This is a genomic window from Herbaspirillum sp. RTI4 (assembly GCF_034313965.1).
Taxonomy (GTDB): Bacteria; Pseudomonadota; Gammaproteobacteria; order Burkholderiales; family Burkholderiaceae_D; genus Herbaspirillum.
Map to the genome: position 1 here is coordinate 1855233 of NZ_JAVIWQ010000002.1, position 15961 is coordinate 1871193.

At 41.6% G+C, this 15961-nt stretch carries 18 protein-coding genes; 12 read left to right on the forward strand and 6 right to left on the reverse strand.

Annotated elements, in window-relative coordinates; genetic code table 11:
• Position 1 precedes the first annotated feature (1 nt).
• The 5 genes from sctI to RGU70_RS08490 all read right to left on the reverse strand — a co-directional run bounded on the left by sctI (position 2) and on the right by RGU70_RS08490 (position 2983).
• Positions 2-292 carry a type III secretion system inner rod subunit SctI gene (gene sctI / locus RGU70_RS08470; RefSeq protein ID WP_322208959.1) on the reverse strand — a complete coding sequence of 97 codons (291 nt, stop codon included), beginning with the start codon at positions 290-292 and terminating at the stop codon, positions 2-4.
• Positions 293-357: 65 nt separating this feature from the next.
• Positions 358-624, reverse strand: coding sequence for an EscF/YscF/HrpA family type III secretion system needle major subunit (locus RGU70_RS08475; RefSeq protein ID WP_322208960.1), 267 nt, complete (start codon positions 622-624; stop codon positions 358-360).
• A gap of 96 nt (positions 625-720) precedes the next feature.
• Complete coding sequence (locus tag RGU70_RS08480) at positions 721-1938, reverse strand: PrgH/EprH family type III secretion apparatus protein (RefSeq protein ID WP_322208961.1); 1218 nt, start codon at positions 1936-1938, stop codon at positions 721-723.
• A gap of 125 nt (positions 1939-2063) precedes the next feature.
• Positions 2064-2732: a response regulator transcription factor gene (locus RGU70_RS08485; protein WP_322208962.1), complete on the reverse strand. Its 669-nt coding sequence runs from the start codon at positions 2730-2732 to the stop codon at positions 2064-2066.
• Positions 2733-2788: 56 nt separating this feature from the next.
• Positions 2789-2983: a hypothetical protein gene (locus RGU70_RS08490; protein ID WP_322208963.1), complete on the reverse strand. Its 195-nt coding sequence runs from the start codon at positions 2981-2983 to the stop codon at positions 2789-2791.
• A 362-nt stretch (positions 2984-3345) separates the two neighbouring features.
• On the opposite strand from RGU70_RS08490, the gene RGU70_RS08495 reads away from it, so the two are divergent.
• The 5 genes from RGU70_RS08495 to RGU70_RS08510 are packed head-to-tail and all read left to right on the forward strand — an operon-like array spanning position 3346 to position 7825.
• Complete coding sequence (locus RGU70_RS08495; protein ID WP_322208964.1) at positions 3346-4089, forward strand: helix-turn-helix domain-containing protein; 744 nt, start codon at positions 3346-3348, stop codon at positions 4087-4089.
• The gene (gene sctC, locus RGU70_RS08500; protein WP_322208965.1) at positions 4086-5813 is read left to right on the forward strand and encodes a type III secretion system outer membrane ring subunit SctC; all 1728 of its coding nucleotides are present in this window, start codon (positions 4086-4088) and stop codon (positions 5811-5813) included. Before RGU70_RS08495 ends, sctC begins: the two co-directional genes overlap by 4 nt.
• Positions 5800-6300, forward strand: coding sequence for an HrpJ domain-containing protein (locus RGU70_RS08505; protein WP_322208966.1), 501 nt, complete (start codon positions 5800-5802; stop codon positions 6298-6300). Before sctC ends, RGU70_RS08505 begins: the two co-directional genes overlap by 14 nt.
• An 8-nt stretch (positions 6301-6308) precedes the next feature.
• Positions 6309-6662 carry an HrpJ domain-containing protein gene (locus RGU70_RS17675; RefSeq protein ID WP_416186558.1) on the forward strand — a complete coding sequence of 118 codons (354 nt, stop codon included), beginning with the start codon at positions 6309-6311 and terminating at the stop codon, positions 6660-6662.
• Between the two features lie 17 nt (positions 6663-6679).
• Positions 6680-7825 (forward strand): IS30 family transposase, encoded by a 1146-nt coding sequence (locus RGU70_RS08510; RefSeq protein WP_416186493.1) that lies wholly within the window; start codon positions 6680-6682, stop codon positions 7823-7825.
• 32 nt (positions 7826-7857) lie between these two features.
• Here RGU70_RS08510 and RGU70_RS08515 read toward each other — a convergent pair.
• Positions 7858-8945 (reverse strand): IS3 family transposase gene (locus tag RGU70_RS08515; protein ID WP_322208968.1). Its coding sequence is split into 2 segments (ribosomal slippage): positions 7858-8693 and positions 8693-8945, totalling 1089 coding nucleotides; the frame shifts between segments, so codons are not numbered across the junction.
• Between the two features lie 113 nt (positions 8946-9058).
• Between RGU70_RS08515 and RGU70_RS08520 the strand changes: the two genes are divergently transcribed.
• Genes RGU70_RS08520 through RGU70_RS08550 form a run of 7 tightly spaced genes read left to right on the forward strand, consistent with a single transcriptional unit; the run spans position 9059 to position 15957 of the window.
• Complete coding sequence (locus tag RGU70_RS08520; RefSeq protein WP_322208969.1) at positions 9059-10204, forward strand: IS30 family transposase; 1146 nt, start codon at positions 9059-9061, stop codon at positions 10202-10204.
• On the forward strand, positions 10137-11900 hold the full coding sequence (locus RGU70_RS08525) for an FHIPEP family type III secretion protein (RefSeq protein WP_322208970.1): 1764 nt from the start codon (positions 10137-10139) through the stop codon (positions 11898-11900). Before RGU70_RS08520 ends, RGU70_RS08525 begins: the two co-directional genes overlap by 68 nt.
• Before the next feature lie 21 nt (positions 11901-11921).
• Positions 11922-12329 carry a hypothetical protein gene (locus RGU70_RS08530; RefSeq protein ID WP_322208971.1) on the forward strand — a complete coding sequence of 136 codons (408 nt, stop codon included), beginning with the start codon at positions 11922-11924 and terminating at the stop codon, positions 12327-12329.
• Complete coding sequence (gene sctN, locus RGU70_RS08535; protein ID WP_322208972.1) at positions 12326-13615, forward strand: type III secretion system ATPase SctN; 1290 nt, start codon at positions 12326-12328, stop codon at positions 13613-13615. The genes RGU70_RS08530 and sctN overlap by 4 nt, the downstream gene beginning before the upstream one ends.
• Positions 13605-14069: a hypothetical protein gene (locus RGU70_RS08540; protein ID WP_322208973.1), complete on the forward strand. Its 465-nt coding sequence runs from the start codon at positions 13605-13607 to the stop codon at positions 14067-14069. Before sctN ends, RGU70_RS08540 begins: the two co-directional genes overlap by 11 nt.
• Positions 14048-15028: a hypothetical protein gene (locus tag RGU70_RS08545; RefSeq protein ID WP_322208974.1), complete on the forward strand. Its 981-nt coding sequence runs from the start codon at positions 14048-14050 to the stop codon at positions 15026-15028. The genes RGU70_RS08540 and RGU70_RS08545 overlap by 22 nt, the downstream gene beginning before the upstream one ends.
• The gene (locus RGU70_RS08550) at positions 15025-15957 is read left to right on the forward strand and encodes a FliM/FliN family flagellar motor switch protein (RefSeq protein ID WP_322208975.1); all 933 of its coding nucleotides are present in this window, start codon (positions 15025-15027) and stop codon (positions 15955-15957) included. The genes RGU70_RS08545 and RGU70_RS08550 overlap by 4 nt, the downstream gene beginning before the upstream one ends.
• The last annotated feature ends 4 nt before the right edge of the window (positions 15958-15961 follow it).

Here is a 15961-nt window from a genome sequence, read left to right on the forward strand (position 1 = left end):
GTTAGGACTTGACGACAGTTTCAACCAAGGCAACGGCCTTGTGAGTCAGAGAGGAGATTAGTGCCACATGATTTGAATAACTTTCAACACGCACTTGCAGATTAGCAAGCGTTTTCGGATTGAATAAATCAGTCTGTGATGTATGAAGAATCGCGTTTTTAGTTACAGCTGAATCAACTGCTATATCAGCGATAGCAGCGGCTGCACGTGATTCAAGTGATATCGGTTCCGATCTTTGCAGGGTAGTTGTTGCACTAAATGAAATATCAGGACGAAGAGAGGTGATTTGCATGAGAAATAAAAATAATTTGTGGTGCTAATGACTATGTTTGTGGGTTGATATAGTCAAATTAGATATTAAATTTTCCGAATAATTTCGGCATCAACATCGCCAATTTTTTTTACTAAACTAGATTGCAGGCCGGCCACTGTTCCAAAGGTAGTGGTTGCTGTTTGAAGCTCTGACAATAATTTTGGATTCGTAGCATCACCTTCAACCGCTTTAATAGCGAGACTCATATTGGCCATTGCTTTCGTAACACTCGCGTCCATACTACGAGCTAATGTGGAGATATAATCATTTGTGCCGAGTCCACTTGTGCTTGATGTAATTGCTTCGCTCATTTGATATTCTTTCAAATATTCATACAGTTAAAAATATTAAAAACACATATTATTACAATTAATAATACTTTATTGGCATATTAATGATTTATTTTTTTAATTAATTAATTTCGGTATTTTTGAAAAATCCCAATGATTTTTGTTCATAACAATGTAGCTGTCGGATCCATATTTAAATGAATTATTTTTAATAAAATCATCTTTTAATAATATATTTATATTTATAAATTGAGAGCCAAATTTAGAGTAAAAATCTTTTATGAATTGATAAACTTCTATGAGCATTACATCATCAATTGGCCCAGTATTTGTAAGGCTAACTCCAGAAGAGCTATCACGATAATGATAATCTAGTCCAATTTTATCAAGTCCATCTTTTGCAGCTTTAATCACATCGGAATCTTCAATTAAGACAATGTTAATTTTATTTGCATAAGGCGTTATTTCTAGTATTTGTTTTTTTAATGAATTAATAAATTCAGTTGTTATAACATTTCTATTTGAGCTTATTAAAATTTCTGGTTCTTTAATATTGTTGAGATGGATAACAAAGAATGCGACATTTATATTTTTTAATAATTCGCTAATACGGTCTGATTCAAAATTACGTGAAGTTATTATAACTTTTCTACTGACGTTAGTTTTAATAACGGCCTGTCTGGCCCACTCTAGATCACCTTCACTATTAGCAATAATGTAATGAATATTATCTCGACCAGTTTCAATTTCATAAGAAATGGAAGCATCTTTAAATAATTTATTTAAAGATGTAACCTCATTATCTTGATATAAAAAAAGTAAGGCGTAAATGGCAATTAATGCGGATATTAAACATATTATTGAAATAAAAAAAAGTCGATAACCACGGCTTGCAATATTAAATTTATTTTTTATATTGGTGATTTCTTCAGTCAATTCTATTTTTTGTGGTGAAATAAAATTTTCAATTGCTTCCTCCCAAGCTGTCCCAGCTAACTTAACGGAAAAATAAATATTTTCAATTGCAATAACTTCATTAAATGAAAATTTAATAGTTTTAGTGTTATTTTTATTGTGAACTAAAGCGGTAATTTGATCTTTTATTTTTTTTTTATCCGCCACAAAAATCGTAAAATTTACACCATCGGTTTCGGTTGGCAAATAAATTACTCGTTCATCTAATTTAAGTGTATCAGCTACGTTATTTATATCTAAAAATCTTTCTGGTTTTGCACAAAATAAATACTCACCAGGACCAATTGAAAATTCAAAACCATTTAATGGCCCAGAAAGTAGTCTCATAACATATTCATTACCGCAGTCATACTTTTTCATTTGAAACTCATATTTATTTATCTATGCTAAAAGTTGACTAATATTATAAAATATGTTTTTTAATAAAATTAAATATTTACTGTAAATAAAAATTTTTACAGTATTATTTCATTGAAAATAAAAAATTAATTAGAGCTGGTCGAAAATGCTAATAATCCTGTTTCCATTGCATATTTATATAAATCTGCATCACGTTGAATGCCTAATTTTTTCATTGCGCTTGCCTTTTGCGAGCTAACAGTTTGTTTACTTCGCAATAAACTAGCCGCAATTTCATTAACAGTTAGCCCAGATACAAACAGTCTAATTACTTCAACTTCACGCTTTGTTAATTGAGGCTCACGGCTTTTTCCGTCGGAATCAAGATTTAATAATTTTGATATTTGATTCGCAGCGGGCGAGAGATATTCTTTTCCCAAAAACGCAGCAAATACCGCGCATATTACATGGCTCGGATCGTCAGATTTACTCAATACACACTTAATATTTAGCTTTAATATTGATCTCAATACACTAGGATTGTCGATCATTGTCATGATGACAGTTTTAAGCTTGGGATAGCGGCGACGTATAAACGTCAGTAACGCGACACCATCCCCATAAATACCCCCTGGCATTGCGTAGTCAGATAATAAAACATCACATTGACGAGTCTCAAGAAGCTTAGTTAACTCAGTAGAATTTGAGGCTGTGCCTACTATGTCAATTTCTTGAGCTTCGGCAAGAAGATGACTGATACCAAGAATCACCGTCGGGTGATCATCAGCAATTATTACCCGTATCATTTTTTGCATATATATTTTGATGCCGAATTAGTCGTTATTTGTTTGATAAAAAAGAAATTAAAAGATCACATATCCGGATTTTTTATTTCGATTTCTTTTTCAAATTTTTCAATCATCAATCGTTTTTGAGCAGGAGATAAAAATATATATTTATTTAAATAACCAATAAATTTCTTGATTTCCCGATCAGGTAAATATGCCAGTGTTATCAATACAATTTCAGCTTTTTCTGAATTTTTTTTTCCAATATTAGTAGTCATTATTTCGAAGGCGATTAGCGTAAAATTTACACCTCTCGTTTTTAATGTTATCGAATGTAATTACTATAAATAAAATAGTCCCGGTAGAACATCGTACGAGTATGAAATATAAATTAATTAAATAAATTATCCGGGAGTAATTTTTAAAAGAATATTTTGCGCGAAATTGCTTAAGTGCCATATTTAGTACTGGTCCTATGGACACCAAAAACATCATCACATATTGTTTGCCTGGATTCTATTTTATAAAAATATATATTTAAAAATAATTTTTATATCTTAAGGAAATCTCAATAGAACATCAATTTTTATCGTAATTTTGCGATTAATTTGATGTTAAGTCGGAGCGAACCAATCGACCTATGAAGACTGCAAATGGAATCAATATGGAGCATTGTCCGCACCTGCTTCTTTTAAAACCTGGAATGAAATACTCTAAGTGTGAGGTGCGAATCGGAAGCGAAATACTTCATTTGGAAATATTGTCATTGGATACGGCTTTATGTTTAATTACTGCAACAAAAATTCACGGACAGTTAAATATTGGTGATGCCAAAATAAAAATTATTTCTTGTAGTCGCTTAATAAAATTACTGGCATTTATAGACCATAATAATTTGGCCCCTCAATCTTCATTTGGAATTAAAGAGTCGATTATTCAAGTGAGTATCCACGATGATCGATCAATTACTCCTTCCGGTTTGGAAAAATGGTTCTTATTGGGCATAATTTCTGGTGACTCGGCAGTCATGAGGGTGGCGCAGATGCTACGGAGATATGAGGATTACAGCTTAGTAAAGTTTTTATTGCTCAATCGCGACTGCAGCAGTATCGAAGTTCTAGGTAGCCGTTATGGCCTGTCAATTTCGCATTTTCGACGAAAATGCAAACGTGCCTTGGGGACATCTATAAAGCGTGAATTCAGGATATGGCGAGCAGCGGGAGCGTTGCTGGCAACAGCAGGTCACCAGTTTGGGTTGACTAATATTGCCTTGGATCATGGTTATGCATCGTCTTCTCACTTCTCAAGAGATATAAGGGATTTATTTGGGTTTTCTCCAACAGAACTTTATATGGAAAAAATTTTAAAGCGAATTAATAAATGAAAAAAATAATTATGGTCGCCATACTACTATTCGTGGCGGGAATAAGTAATGGATGGGCGCAGAGTAGTGATGGTGAGAACGGGAAAAAAAATACAGAAAATGCAGAGATATTCGCTGGTGGGTTTGTTGCGAGGGGAGAGAGTGTACAGCAATTGTTTCAAGGGTTATCGTCAAAGATACACAAGCCAATTATATTAAGTTTGCGTGCACAAAAAAAAATTGTTACAGGTAATTTTGATTTTTCACGCCCTCGAATATTGTTAGAAAAATTGAGTGAGCAGATTGGCCTTATCTGGTTTGATGATGGTCAGGCAATTTATATTTATGACTCTGCAGAAATGAAAAATGCAGTCATTTCATTAAAAAATTCATCATTACCAACATTAATTGAATTCTTGAGAAAGTCAAAAATATTAGATTCCCGTTTTCCAATCCGAAGTGATTTTTCAACAAACACTTTTTATTTAGTCGCTCCACCAATATATATAGATTTAGTAACGGAAATTTCGGCTCAGATCGATGCCGCACATAACAACACAGAATATGCTGGGGAAATTAAAGAAAAAATTGAAATAATAAAATTGCATAATACTTTTGTGGATTCCCGGACATTTGAATTGCGAGAGAAGACCATAATAATCCCTGGCATTGGTTCTGTTTTGACTAATATTTTAACGAGGGATCCTGGTTTGGCGGCCGCCACTAAGGTGACTATGACGACAGATGATGGCGGTCCCTCTGTTCAACGGGAAACGCCATCAGGTGGAATTGTTGTGGGAAAAGATATACCAGTAATGCAGAAAATAAGTGCGGGCAGCGATGGCGAAAACTCGCAGGTCAAAATTATTGCTTATCCTGAAACTAACAGTCTTTTGATCAAGGGATCGGATAAGCAGGTTCGATTGATACAAAATCTGGTATCAAAGCTGGATGTTCCTCGCCGACAAATTGAGTTGTCATTATGGATGATTGATATTTCAAAAAACGATCTGGATCAGCTCGGGGTTAACTGGCAGGCTGGAGTGAGTATCGGTAATGTTGGGAAAATAAATTTTAACAATGATCCGATTCGCGTTACATCGCTGGATGGTAATCGGTTCCTGGCGGCGGTAACCGCTTTAAGTCAGAAAGGTAATGCGCAAGTCGTATCACGTCCCATTGTATTAACTCAGGAAAATATCCCAGCTATTTTTGACAGTAACCATACCTTCTACAGCAAGCTGGTTGGGGAGAGGAATGCTGTTCTTGAAAAAGTAACATTCGGGACCTTGATTAGTGTTTTGCCGCGCATATCAGGACAGTCTGGTGATATTGAAATGATTTTGAATATCGAGGATGGTATGCCATCGAAATCCTTAGGTGATACCGGTTTAGTTGATGGCTTACCAGTCGTAAGCCGAACCAAGATCAATACCGTGGCTCGTGTACCGCAAAATCTGAGTCTATTGATTGGGGGTTATTCGCGTGATCAGACAAATGCTGAGGTTTCTAAAATTCCTTTATTGGGTGACATCCCTTTTATTGGTAGTTTTTTTAGATTCAGTAATAAGAATATCCAGAAGCTGACTCGCGTATTTCTGATCCAACCGCGAGTGATTGATGCTTCGGATGGATGGGACGCCATCCAGTTTGACAGAGAAAATTCTACCGGGCGCGATATTTCCTTGCCGAATACATTGGAAATCATGAGTAAGCGTTTGGAGGATAACGTTGGCTATCGATAATTCACTGCGCCTACAATCTGCGCGTTCAATTTTCAGGAATGAGGCAAGGAATAGCAAGTTGGCCACTCAGGCGGATATCAAGCTTACTTCACTCCCATCGACTACCCATTCAAAGCACATTGCACAACCAGATGTGAATATGCTGGACGACATGTCGATGTTGATGGCATCAATGAGTCGACGCGTAAATCGAGAGGATAGAAAATTAACTGCGATTAACGACAGGTTTTCAAAATTACTAGAAGAAAATAGTGAGACCGGTCTGCAAGAGATAGGCGAGATAGTCTTGTTAAGAGAGATTTCCGCTAGGGATTTACTACAATTTTCCATGCAGCGATTCCCTGATATCAGCGATCTTATTTTGGCATTGGAACACTTGCTTGAGCAGTATGGGCAAGAAGAGTTAGAGAGGTCGAAAGAACTCGAGCGTCGGAATATCGCCGATGCTCTGGCATTGGCACGATTGGATGGAGACAAAAAAAAATAAATAGCGGGATCAATGTTGCAGTCAATGCAAAATTATTTAGCGCAAAGCTACATTTAAATCCAAAAGTTTTACGGCGCTTGTATCGAAACTTCCTTGAAAATAGCGAAGATGCGTTGTTTATCTACCGGCAGTGGATCGAGGAATATGGCTTAGAAAGACGTCATGCATTAGTCGACTTTGTTAGTGCTGCACTTGTCAGCGATATTTACTCACTCGATCCTAGTTGCTCCAACATAGAATTTAATTCTCTACTTTTTTGCAATGTTCGCTTGAGATTAATCCGATCATCGGGTAATCCCCCCATTTTTAAGCTTGGCGGATTCAAGCGGTCACTGCAACACCTGATTTTCATCATAAATTAAAATCGATGAGGTGTGCGATGCCAAGTATTTACGGAGCAATGACCGATGATCGCAAAGCCATCATCTGGCGAATGTGGCAACAAGGATATCCGATGAGCGAAATAGCCAGGGACATTGAGAAGCCAGCGGCAACCATATACTCCTACCTGCTCTATCACGGTGGCATCACGCCACGAAAGAGGCAGCGTCGAGCGACTTACCTTACTCTTGAAGAGCGCGAAGACATTTCTAGTGCACTAGCCAAAGAGTGCAGTATTCGCAGTATTGCCAGAGAACTTAATCGTTCACCATCGACAATTTCCAGGGAAATATCCCGGAACGGTGGCGTCGTTAAATATCGTGCCAGTATTGCTGAACAAGCTTTTCTTAAACGAGCGAAGCGACCAAAATCATTCTTACTTGCAGAACGTCCCGCCCTAAGATGTCTTGTAGAGGAAAGGCTCGCCTCAAACTGGTCTCCAGAGCAAATCGCTGGATGGCTAAAGACCAGGCAGACCGACACGAGCAAGGAGATGTATGTGTCCCATGAAACGATATACAAATCTTTGTTTATTCAGACACGGGCCTTATTTCGGGAAGAGCTGAAAAAACATTTAAGAACGAAACGGATGTTTCGCCATGCCAAAAATCATAAGGCCGGTAGTAGAGGGCAAATTTTGGATGCTATCTCGATCAGAGATCGTCCCGCTGAAATCGAAGACCGAGCAATCCCTGGGCACTGGGAGGGCGATCTGATTATCGGTGCCAATAACAGCGCCATAGCCACCGTAGTTGAGCGTCAGTCTAGATTTACCGTCTTGTGTAAGTGTGAAGGCCGCACAGCACCAAGTGTGGTGCACTCACTGACGGAGCAGATGAAAAAACTTCCCTATCAGATCTGCAAAAGTTTAACTTGGGATCGCGGACAAGAGCTTTCAGCACATAAACAATTTACTATCGCAACAGATATGGAAGTTTATTTTTGCGATCCTCGTAGTCCATGGCAACGGGGCACTAATGAAAATACCAATGGTCTGTTGAGGCAATATTTCCCAAAAGGAAGCGGACTGGCCAAATATTCCCAACACGAATTAGATGACATAGCAGCAGAGCTCAATGCCCGACCACGAAAAACTCTCGGGTTTAGAACGCCGGCGGAAATTTTTAATAACGCGTTGCAGTGACCGCTTGAATCCGCCTTAGCTAAAAGTAGAGGTTATGCTGCAAGTGCTAATTTTTGTTTTGGGGTGATGCCGCCGAGCGCCATGTTCGGTCGCTCGTGATTGTAGGTCCATAGCCATTTGGTCGCAAACTCCTGCACTTCGTCGATCGATTCAAACAGATAATGGGCCAGCCAGTCATAACGTACCGTGCGGTTGTAGCGCTCGACATACGCATTTTGCTGCGGCTGTCCTGGCTGGATGTATTCGATCCGGATGCCACGCGTTTGTGCCCAAGTCGCCAGCGTCGCGCTGATGTATTCCGGACCATTGTCGCAGCGAATGGTCAGCGGCTTACCGCGCCATTCAATGATCTGATCCAGGCAACGGACGACTCGGGCTGCCGGCAGCGAGAAATCGATATCAATGGCAAGGCCTTCGCGATTGAAGTCATCGATCACGTTGAACAAACGGATACTGCGTCCATCCGACAATTGATCATGCATGAAATCCATCGACCACACCGCGTTGATCGACTCAGGCACGTTTAACGCTTCGGGCTTTTCCCTGACCAATCGCTTCTTCGGCTTGATCCGCAAATTGAGTTTCAGCTGGCGATAAATGCGATAGACGCGCTTATGGTTCCAGCCGAACCCCTTGACGTTGCGCAGATACAGAAAGCACATGCCGAATCCCCAGTTACGCTGATTGTTGGTCAGTCTTACCAGCCAGTCCGCAATCACCGCGTTCTCGTCCGACAACTTGGCATGATAACGGTAGCAAACCACGCTGATCGCAAAGGCCGCGCACGCCACCCGGATACTGCAGCCATATTGCTGAACCGCTTTTTTGGCCATCTCTCGCCTCAGAGATGGCCTCACCACTTTTTTTGCATCGCCTCCGTCACCATCTCCGCCTTCAATCGTTCTTCGGCGTACATCTTCTTGAGCCGGCGGTTCTCTTCCTCAAGTTCCTTCATCCGGGACATCATTGATGCATCCATGCCGCCATATTTGCTGCGCCACTTATAAAACGATGCCGAACTCATCCCATGCTCCCGGCAAAGCTCCGGTACTGGCGTACCGGCCTCGGCCTGCTTCAAGATGTTGATGATCTGACTTTCCGTAAAGCGTGATGTCTTCATGTAAAACTTCCTCAAAATCTCATTTAAGAAAATTCTACTTTTAAACGTGGCGGATTCAAGCGGTCACTGCAACACCTGATTTTCATCATAAATTAAAATCGATGAGGTGTGCGATGCCAAGTATTTACGGAGCAATGACCGATGATCGCAAAGCCATCATCTGGCGAATGTGGCAACAAGGATATCCGATGAGCGAAATAGCCAGGGACATTGAGAAGCCAGCGGCAACCATATACTCCTACCTGCTCTATCACGGTGGCATCACGCCACGAAAGAGGCAGCGTCGAGCGACTTGCCTTACTCTTGAAGAGCGCGAAGACATTTCTAGGGCACTAGCCAAAGAGTGCAGTATTCGCAGTATTGCCAGAGAACTTAATCGTTCACCATCGACAATTTCCAGGGAAATATCCCGGAACGGTGGCGTCGTTAAATATCGTGCCAGTATTGCTGAACAAGCTTTTCTTAAACGAGCGAAGCGACCAAAATCATTCTTACTGGCAGAACGTCCCGCCCTAAGATGTCTTGTAGAGGAAAGGCTCGCCTCAAACTGGTCTCCAGAGCAAATCGCTGGATGGCTAAAGACCAGGCAGACCGACACGAGCAAGGAGATGTATGTGTCCCATGAAACGATATACAAATCTTTGTTTATTCAGACACGGGCCTTATTTCGGGAAGAGCTGAAAAAACATTTAAGAACGAAACGGATGTTTCGCCATGCCAAAAATCATAAGGCCGGTAGTAGAGGGCAAATTTTGGATGCTATCTCGATCAGAGATCGTCCCGTTGAAATCGAAGACCGAGCAATCCCTGGGCACTGGGAGGGCGATCTGATTATCGGTGCCAATAACAGCGCCATAGCCACCGTAGTTGAGCGTCAGTCTAGATTTACCGTCTTGTGTAAGTGTGAAGGCCGCACAGCACCAAGTGTGGTGCACTCACTGACGGAGCAGATGAAAAAACTTCCCTATCAGATCTGCAAAAGTTTAACTTGGGATCGCGGACAAGAGCTTTCAGCACATAAACAATTTACTATCGCAACAGATATGGAAGTTTATTTTTGCGATCCTCGTAGTCCATGGCAACGGGGCACTAATGAAAATACCAATGGTCTGTTGAGGCAATATTTCCCAAAAGGAAGCGGACTGGCCAAATATTCCCAACACGAATTAGATGACATAGCAGCAGAGCTCAATGCCCGACCACGAAAAACTCTCGGGTTTAGAACGCCGGCGGAAATTTTTAATAACGCGTTGCAGTGACCGCTTGAATCCGCCGTTACTTTTTTGTGGGGGGATTACCAAGGGATCTGAACGGGTTGCTGAAGTTGCTGCTCGATTTTCCTTGGACGGGATGCCAGGCAAGCAGATGAGCATAGATGCTGATCAACGGGCTGGTGTTCTTGACACTGAAGGAGCGCGGGAGCGTCGTCATAGTTTGGAGCGTGAAAGTCAACTATATGGATCCTATGACGGGGCAATGAAATTTATAAAGGGCGATGCAATAGCCGGCATTGTGATTATTTTTGTCAATTTTATTGGAGGTATTTCAGTAGGAGTTCTTCAGCAAGGAATGTCTTTTTCTGATGCGTTGCAGATTTATACCTTACTCACTATCGGTGACGGTTTGGTTGCGCAAATACCTGCATTACTGATTTCAATTAGTGCTGGGTTTATCGTTACCAGGGTTAGCGGTTCCGGGAAAAATCTCGGGCAAAGTATTGTGCATGAAATGTTTGCGAATACTTTTGTTCTTGGCACTACCGCACTAGTCGTTCTTGCAATGGGATTATTACCCGGGTTTCCAATAGGAGTGTTCACTGTACTGGGAATCAGTCTTGGATCTTTTTGTTATTACAAAGAAAAAAAATCAAGAAAAATACCTGAATCCGGCAATGCTGATCATGGTGTTGTCGGCTCATACGATGAGCATCGAGAAGTCGGTTTTAATACTGACTCCATGATGGCTGAAACCGTGCCATTGATTTGCATATTGCCTAGCTGCCACCAAGCTCTTTGGAATACGCAGCAAGTAGAAGAGAAATACAGGCAACGTTTTTTTATGGAGTTTGGTTTCCGCATGCCGCAACTAGTGACTCGGTTCAGCGATACCTTAGATCCTGAGATTGTGCGCATCATGATTAACGAAGTTCCTGCCGGAGATTGCTCAATTTTGTTTGGTTCTAGTCAACTCGTTAATCCAAGTGATGAATTGTTGAGTATGGATCTACAGATAAAACAAATTACAGATAACACTGGTAAAACTTCATGCTGGGTTGTTGCTGATGACATTACACGTATCGAACAGCTTGGTTATCAGCTGCGCTCAGACATTGACGAGTTGTTTTGTAATATTTCCAGTTTGATATTGCGTAATGTGACTGAATTTTTTGGGATTCAAGAAACAAAAAATTTACTGGATGAATTAGAAAAAAAATATCCGGAATTATTAAAAGAAACTTACCGGTATGCGCCTGTACAGAGGATATCTGAAGTTTTTCAACGGTTGCTGCATGAGCAAATTTCAATCCGAAATATGAAACTTATTTTGGAGGCTTTGGCGCAGTGGGGCGGTCGGGAGAAAGATGTAATCGCACTGGTCGAACATGCCAGAAATGCTCTAGCTCGATATATATCAAATAAATTTTCTGTGGATGGAACGCTTCGCGTAGCAGTCATTTCTCCTCGAATAGAAGAAGTAGTGCGAGGCGGCATACGGCAATCACAAGGGGCTTCGTATCTCAATCTTGAGCCGGAACAAAAAGATGAAATTATCGATTTGTTGAGCGTTAGCCTGGAAGGATTACATATCTCATTGAAGGATATGGTTCTCCTCACATCAGTTGACGTCAGACGATTTTTTAAAAAATTGATTGAAGATCGATTTCCTGATTTGCAAGTCTTGTCGTTTGGTGAGGTTTCGGATTCGATTTCAGTTGATATCTTGAAAACAATTTAATAGGGAAAAGGCAAAAGGTGAATGATGAATCCGAGTTTAAATACCTTAGTTCGAGACGCATTGATAAGTCTTGATTGTGATAGTAGTTTGATCGGTGATTTTGATTCGCATTCCACGATTAATCTCGATTTTGACAACATGAGTAGCATCTCCATTAGTGAAATCGGTGGTTTTGTGTGGATGTGGAGTGAGCTATGTGATGACGACGATCATTTGTTGAAACAAGTGTCGTTTGATTTACTCGCACTGACTTGTGAGCCATGCGCCTTCATGCTGGCAGAGCATCCTGTTTTATACCGGCATGACGGAAAGTTAAAAGTTAAGGCCGTCGTGCATCCCGATTACCTAGAAGATTCTGAGATGTTTGCTGAGGCGTTAGATGGTTTTTTCGGGAAACTAACCATGCTTTATGAAACAGTACATCGATGAGAATTCCCCCTTTTTTTTGTCAACTCGCACATCCATTGTCTATCAATGGGGTCACTATCCATGCTCCGCTTTTGAATGTATTTATTGGAGAGCTATGTTTACTACGGCGCTCAGTCAATGACAGAACTGTGGTTGGGCGAGCGCAGGTTACGGGACTCAATCCGAAAGGGACGGTTCTTACTTTACTCGGCCACAACAAAGGTTTGGGAAGAGATATTGTTTTGCATCCGACTGGTGCTGCGTTAAGTATTACGGGATCAGATGCCTGGATGGGAAAGGTGATCGACTCAAGCGGACGCATAGTTGACCGGTTGTCGAATCATGAACTGCCGGAAGCGCCTATGTGCCATCTGAACATAAATCGTGCGCCCGTACCTTACCAGCTTCGCCAGCCACTTAATCGACCACTGACAACAGGGATCCGCGCTATCGACGGAATGCTTACATGCGCTTCTGGTCAGCGGATTGGAATTTTTGCATCGGCTGGCTGTGGGAAAACTGCATTATTACAAATGATCATTGCTCATGCCGACGCAGACGTATTCGTCATTGGCTTGATTGGTGAGCGGGGCCGGGAAGTTGCTGAGTTTGTCAATATCTTGCGCGAGTCAGAAAAGGCTGATCGGACCGTTTTGGTATTTGCCACCTCTGATTACGCCTCTGTTGACCGCTGTAATGCCGCGCTCATTGCAACAACCATAGCTGAATATTTTCGTGACAGAGGACAGCAAGTCGTTTTGTTGCTGGATTCGGTTACCCGTTATGCACGTGCTTTGCGTGATGTGGCGTTTTCAACCGGAGAGTTACCCTCGCGTCGAGGTTATCCAGCCTCGGTATTTGAGGCGCTACCTTTGTTGCTGGAACGGCCTGGATGCACGGTGACCGGGAGTATTACTGCCTTTTACACCATTCTTTTGGAAGATGAAGACGAATCTGATGCGATTGGCGAGGAAGTTAAGTCGATCCTTGATGGGCACATTTATCTGAGTCGGAAATTGGCAGGCCAGGGACATTTCCCGGCTATCGACATACTTAATAGCACTAGTCGTGTATTTACTCATGTGGCTGATGAAGCGCATCAGCACACTGCTACCGGGCTCAGGCGCTTGCTGGCCCGATTGGCTGATCTCAAACTATATAGAGATATTGGTGAGTATAAACCGGGGCTGGATAGGGACAATGACATGGCTCTTGAACGAGAACCCGCTCTTGAGAATTTTCTTTGCCAGCCGACAGACGAATGCAGTCGCTACGACGAAACATTGGAGAGCATGAATGAAGTTTAATAAAAAAAATATTACGATCCGCCAGTTTTTTGGAATGCGTACCGATCTTGCTCGGCAATTAGCGACAGCTGCTATGCAGGAACATGAAAAGACAATGGGTGAAGTTGAAAAAGAAACTGCCCGTAGAAAAAATTTAGACAGTGTGCTTGATGAATTACATGAGGCGCAGTCAGGTTTAAGCCGTTCCCAACTTTACGAACGAAGTAGGAAGGTCGCTATTGTTCTTGCTCAAATTAATGACACCTCAATAATTAAATTTGATTTGATGGAGAAAGCAGACGAATCAATGAAAGTCGTTAATTTCCAAAAAAATATCGCAGTAGAAAATCATAAAAAAAAATTGAAAATGGAACGGTGGATAGCAGTTCAGTCGCAATTAATGCGGACACAGAAGGAACGTATATCTGAACGTGAAACTCATGAAAGCTCAATATGTCGTCGAAAATCCAATTAACGAACAGTGCATCTTTAGGGCGTCCTGTAACTGATACTTATATTGGATCAGAGACGGTTGACTTATTTTCCCGCGCTATCTTACGGCTCAATACCTATTCAGATAAACGTCTGACACGTGAATGCAACTTCAAATGGAAGTCCGCTGAAACACAAAAAGAAACAGACAAACCAGATCCTATCCGCGTTTTGCAGGGCATGTTGCCCTTTCGTGTTAGGCCGGAGTTGCCTGAGAATGGTACGACGTCTGTGACTGATGGTTCTCATATTTCCGAATCGCTTAATTCTTCATCCTCTTTATCTGGCATCACAGAAAAGGTAGATTTGATATCGGAAACCGCATCTACAGCAGATCTGGGGCGGCATTGGGCATATTCTAAAAAGCATGGAGCACCCAACTCATCGGATAAGTTAGGTACGGAATCTGCATCTTCACAGTCCATTATTGCTAGTCCTGGAGGTCGGTTTCTTGATCGAGACTCCTTGCTCGGTATGTTGACGACGCTTAAAAAAACGGATCGAATTTCGGAATTTTCACGAAAAAAAGATGAGTCCGTTGGCGTTGAATCAGCAGTGTTTCCGGTCGTTTCGGGAACACGGCAAACTGTTAATGTCGATACTTCGGCCTTGCTTGCTGAAAAACAGCGGCAGGGTGAGCCTACATTTACTCATCCACAGTGGGTGCCAGAGCCAGTCGAACTTCAGAATAGCTCGAGCGCTCCACACAGCGGTTCGCAGTATGTATTTTCTTCATGGGGGAAATCGCACACAGTAAATCTGATGGTGTCTACCGATGGCCCTGCAATACGACTAAAACCATCTAATGTGGAGGTGGAAAGCGCACTCAAGAGCAGCGAGAAAAAAGATGCAGCATGGATTATCGAAGCCGCAGCGGAACCGGATGACCGCAGCGGGCTCCGTCGCCGTTACAAGCCAGAGCAAGAAGAACCCGCAGAATGATGAATCAGTTCCCACTTTTGCGCTGCGTAACTCAACGTGATGCCGGCATTGAGCGCGCACTACCCTTTTTTCAATCCATGAATATCGATGCATGGATTACGTCTGTTTTGCCGTGGGGGCGTTACTTTCGGTTTCGTCTTACTTATGAAAATTCTATTGCGAGCTGTCTTGTTGATGTTGATCAATGGGCGAATGTGCAATTTCCTGAATTAGGAGGGATCGCCTGGAGCGCAATGCCCGAGTGTGAACTACGACCTCTCGTCACTGCACTAGAAAAACCATTGATATTTGCACATCAATATTTCGATTATCGGAGTGCTGTTCTAATGGATATCGTTGATGTCACCGCCAATAATCTGGCTACAGAATCGGCATTAGTTTGTTATTCGCATGAGGCAACTGTTTATTTTGAAGAGTTGCCGAAAATAAATCAGGACTTTCAAGCAAGTACCGTCCTTCCTTATTGTCTTACCGTCCCGGTCGAATTTTTAATTGGGAAAAGTGTTATATCGACTCAGCTATTTAAACGTATAGCTATAGGCGACGCGCTGTTGATCGAAGAAAAAATACAAGTTGCTCGAACATCGAATCAACATTTATTTACGTTTTCTCTTACTGGAAACGATATCACTATCAAGGAAATTATTATGCGTCAATACAATGCGCCGAGCGCCGTTTTGGAAGGGGAATCCGATTTAAATACAATTCATTTGGATCAACTTAAATTGGTAGTTGAAATTGTACTGGCACGCAAAGAATATACTGCGGCTGAACTGGTCACATTACAGAAAGGTGAGTTGATCACATTACCAGCAGATTCTCATCAAAAGGTCGATCTTGTCGTTAATAACAAAATAATTGCCTCAGGGGAGCTCGTACAAATCGATAATATTCTTGCTGTCCAGGTGCAGAGTTTGCAAAGAAATTAATCCG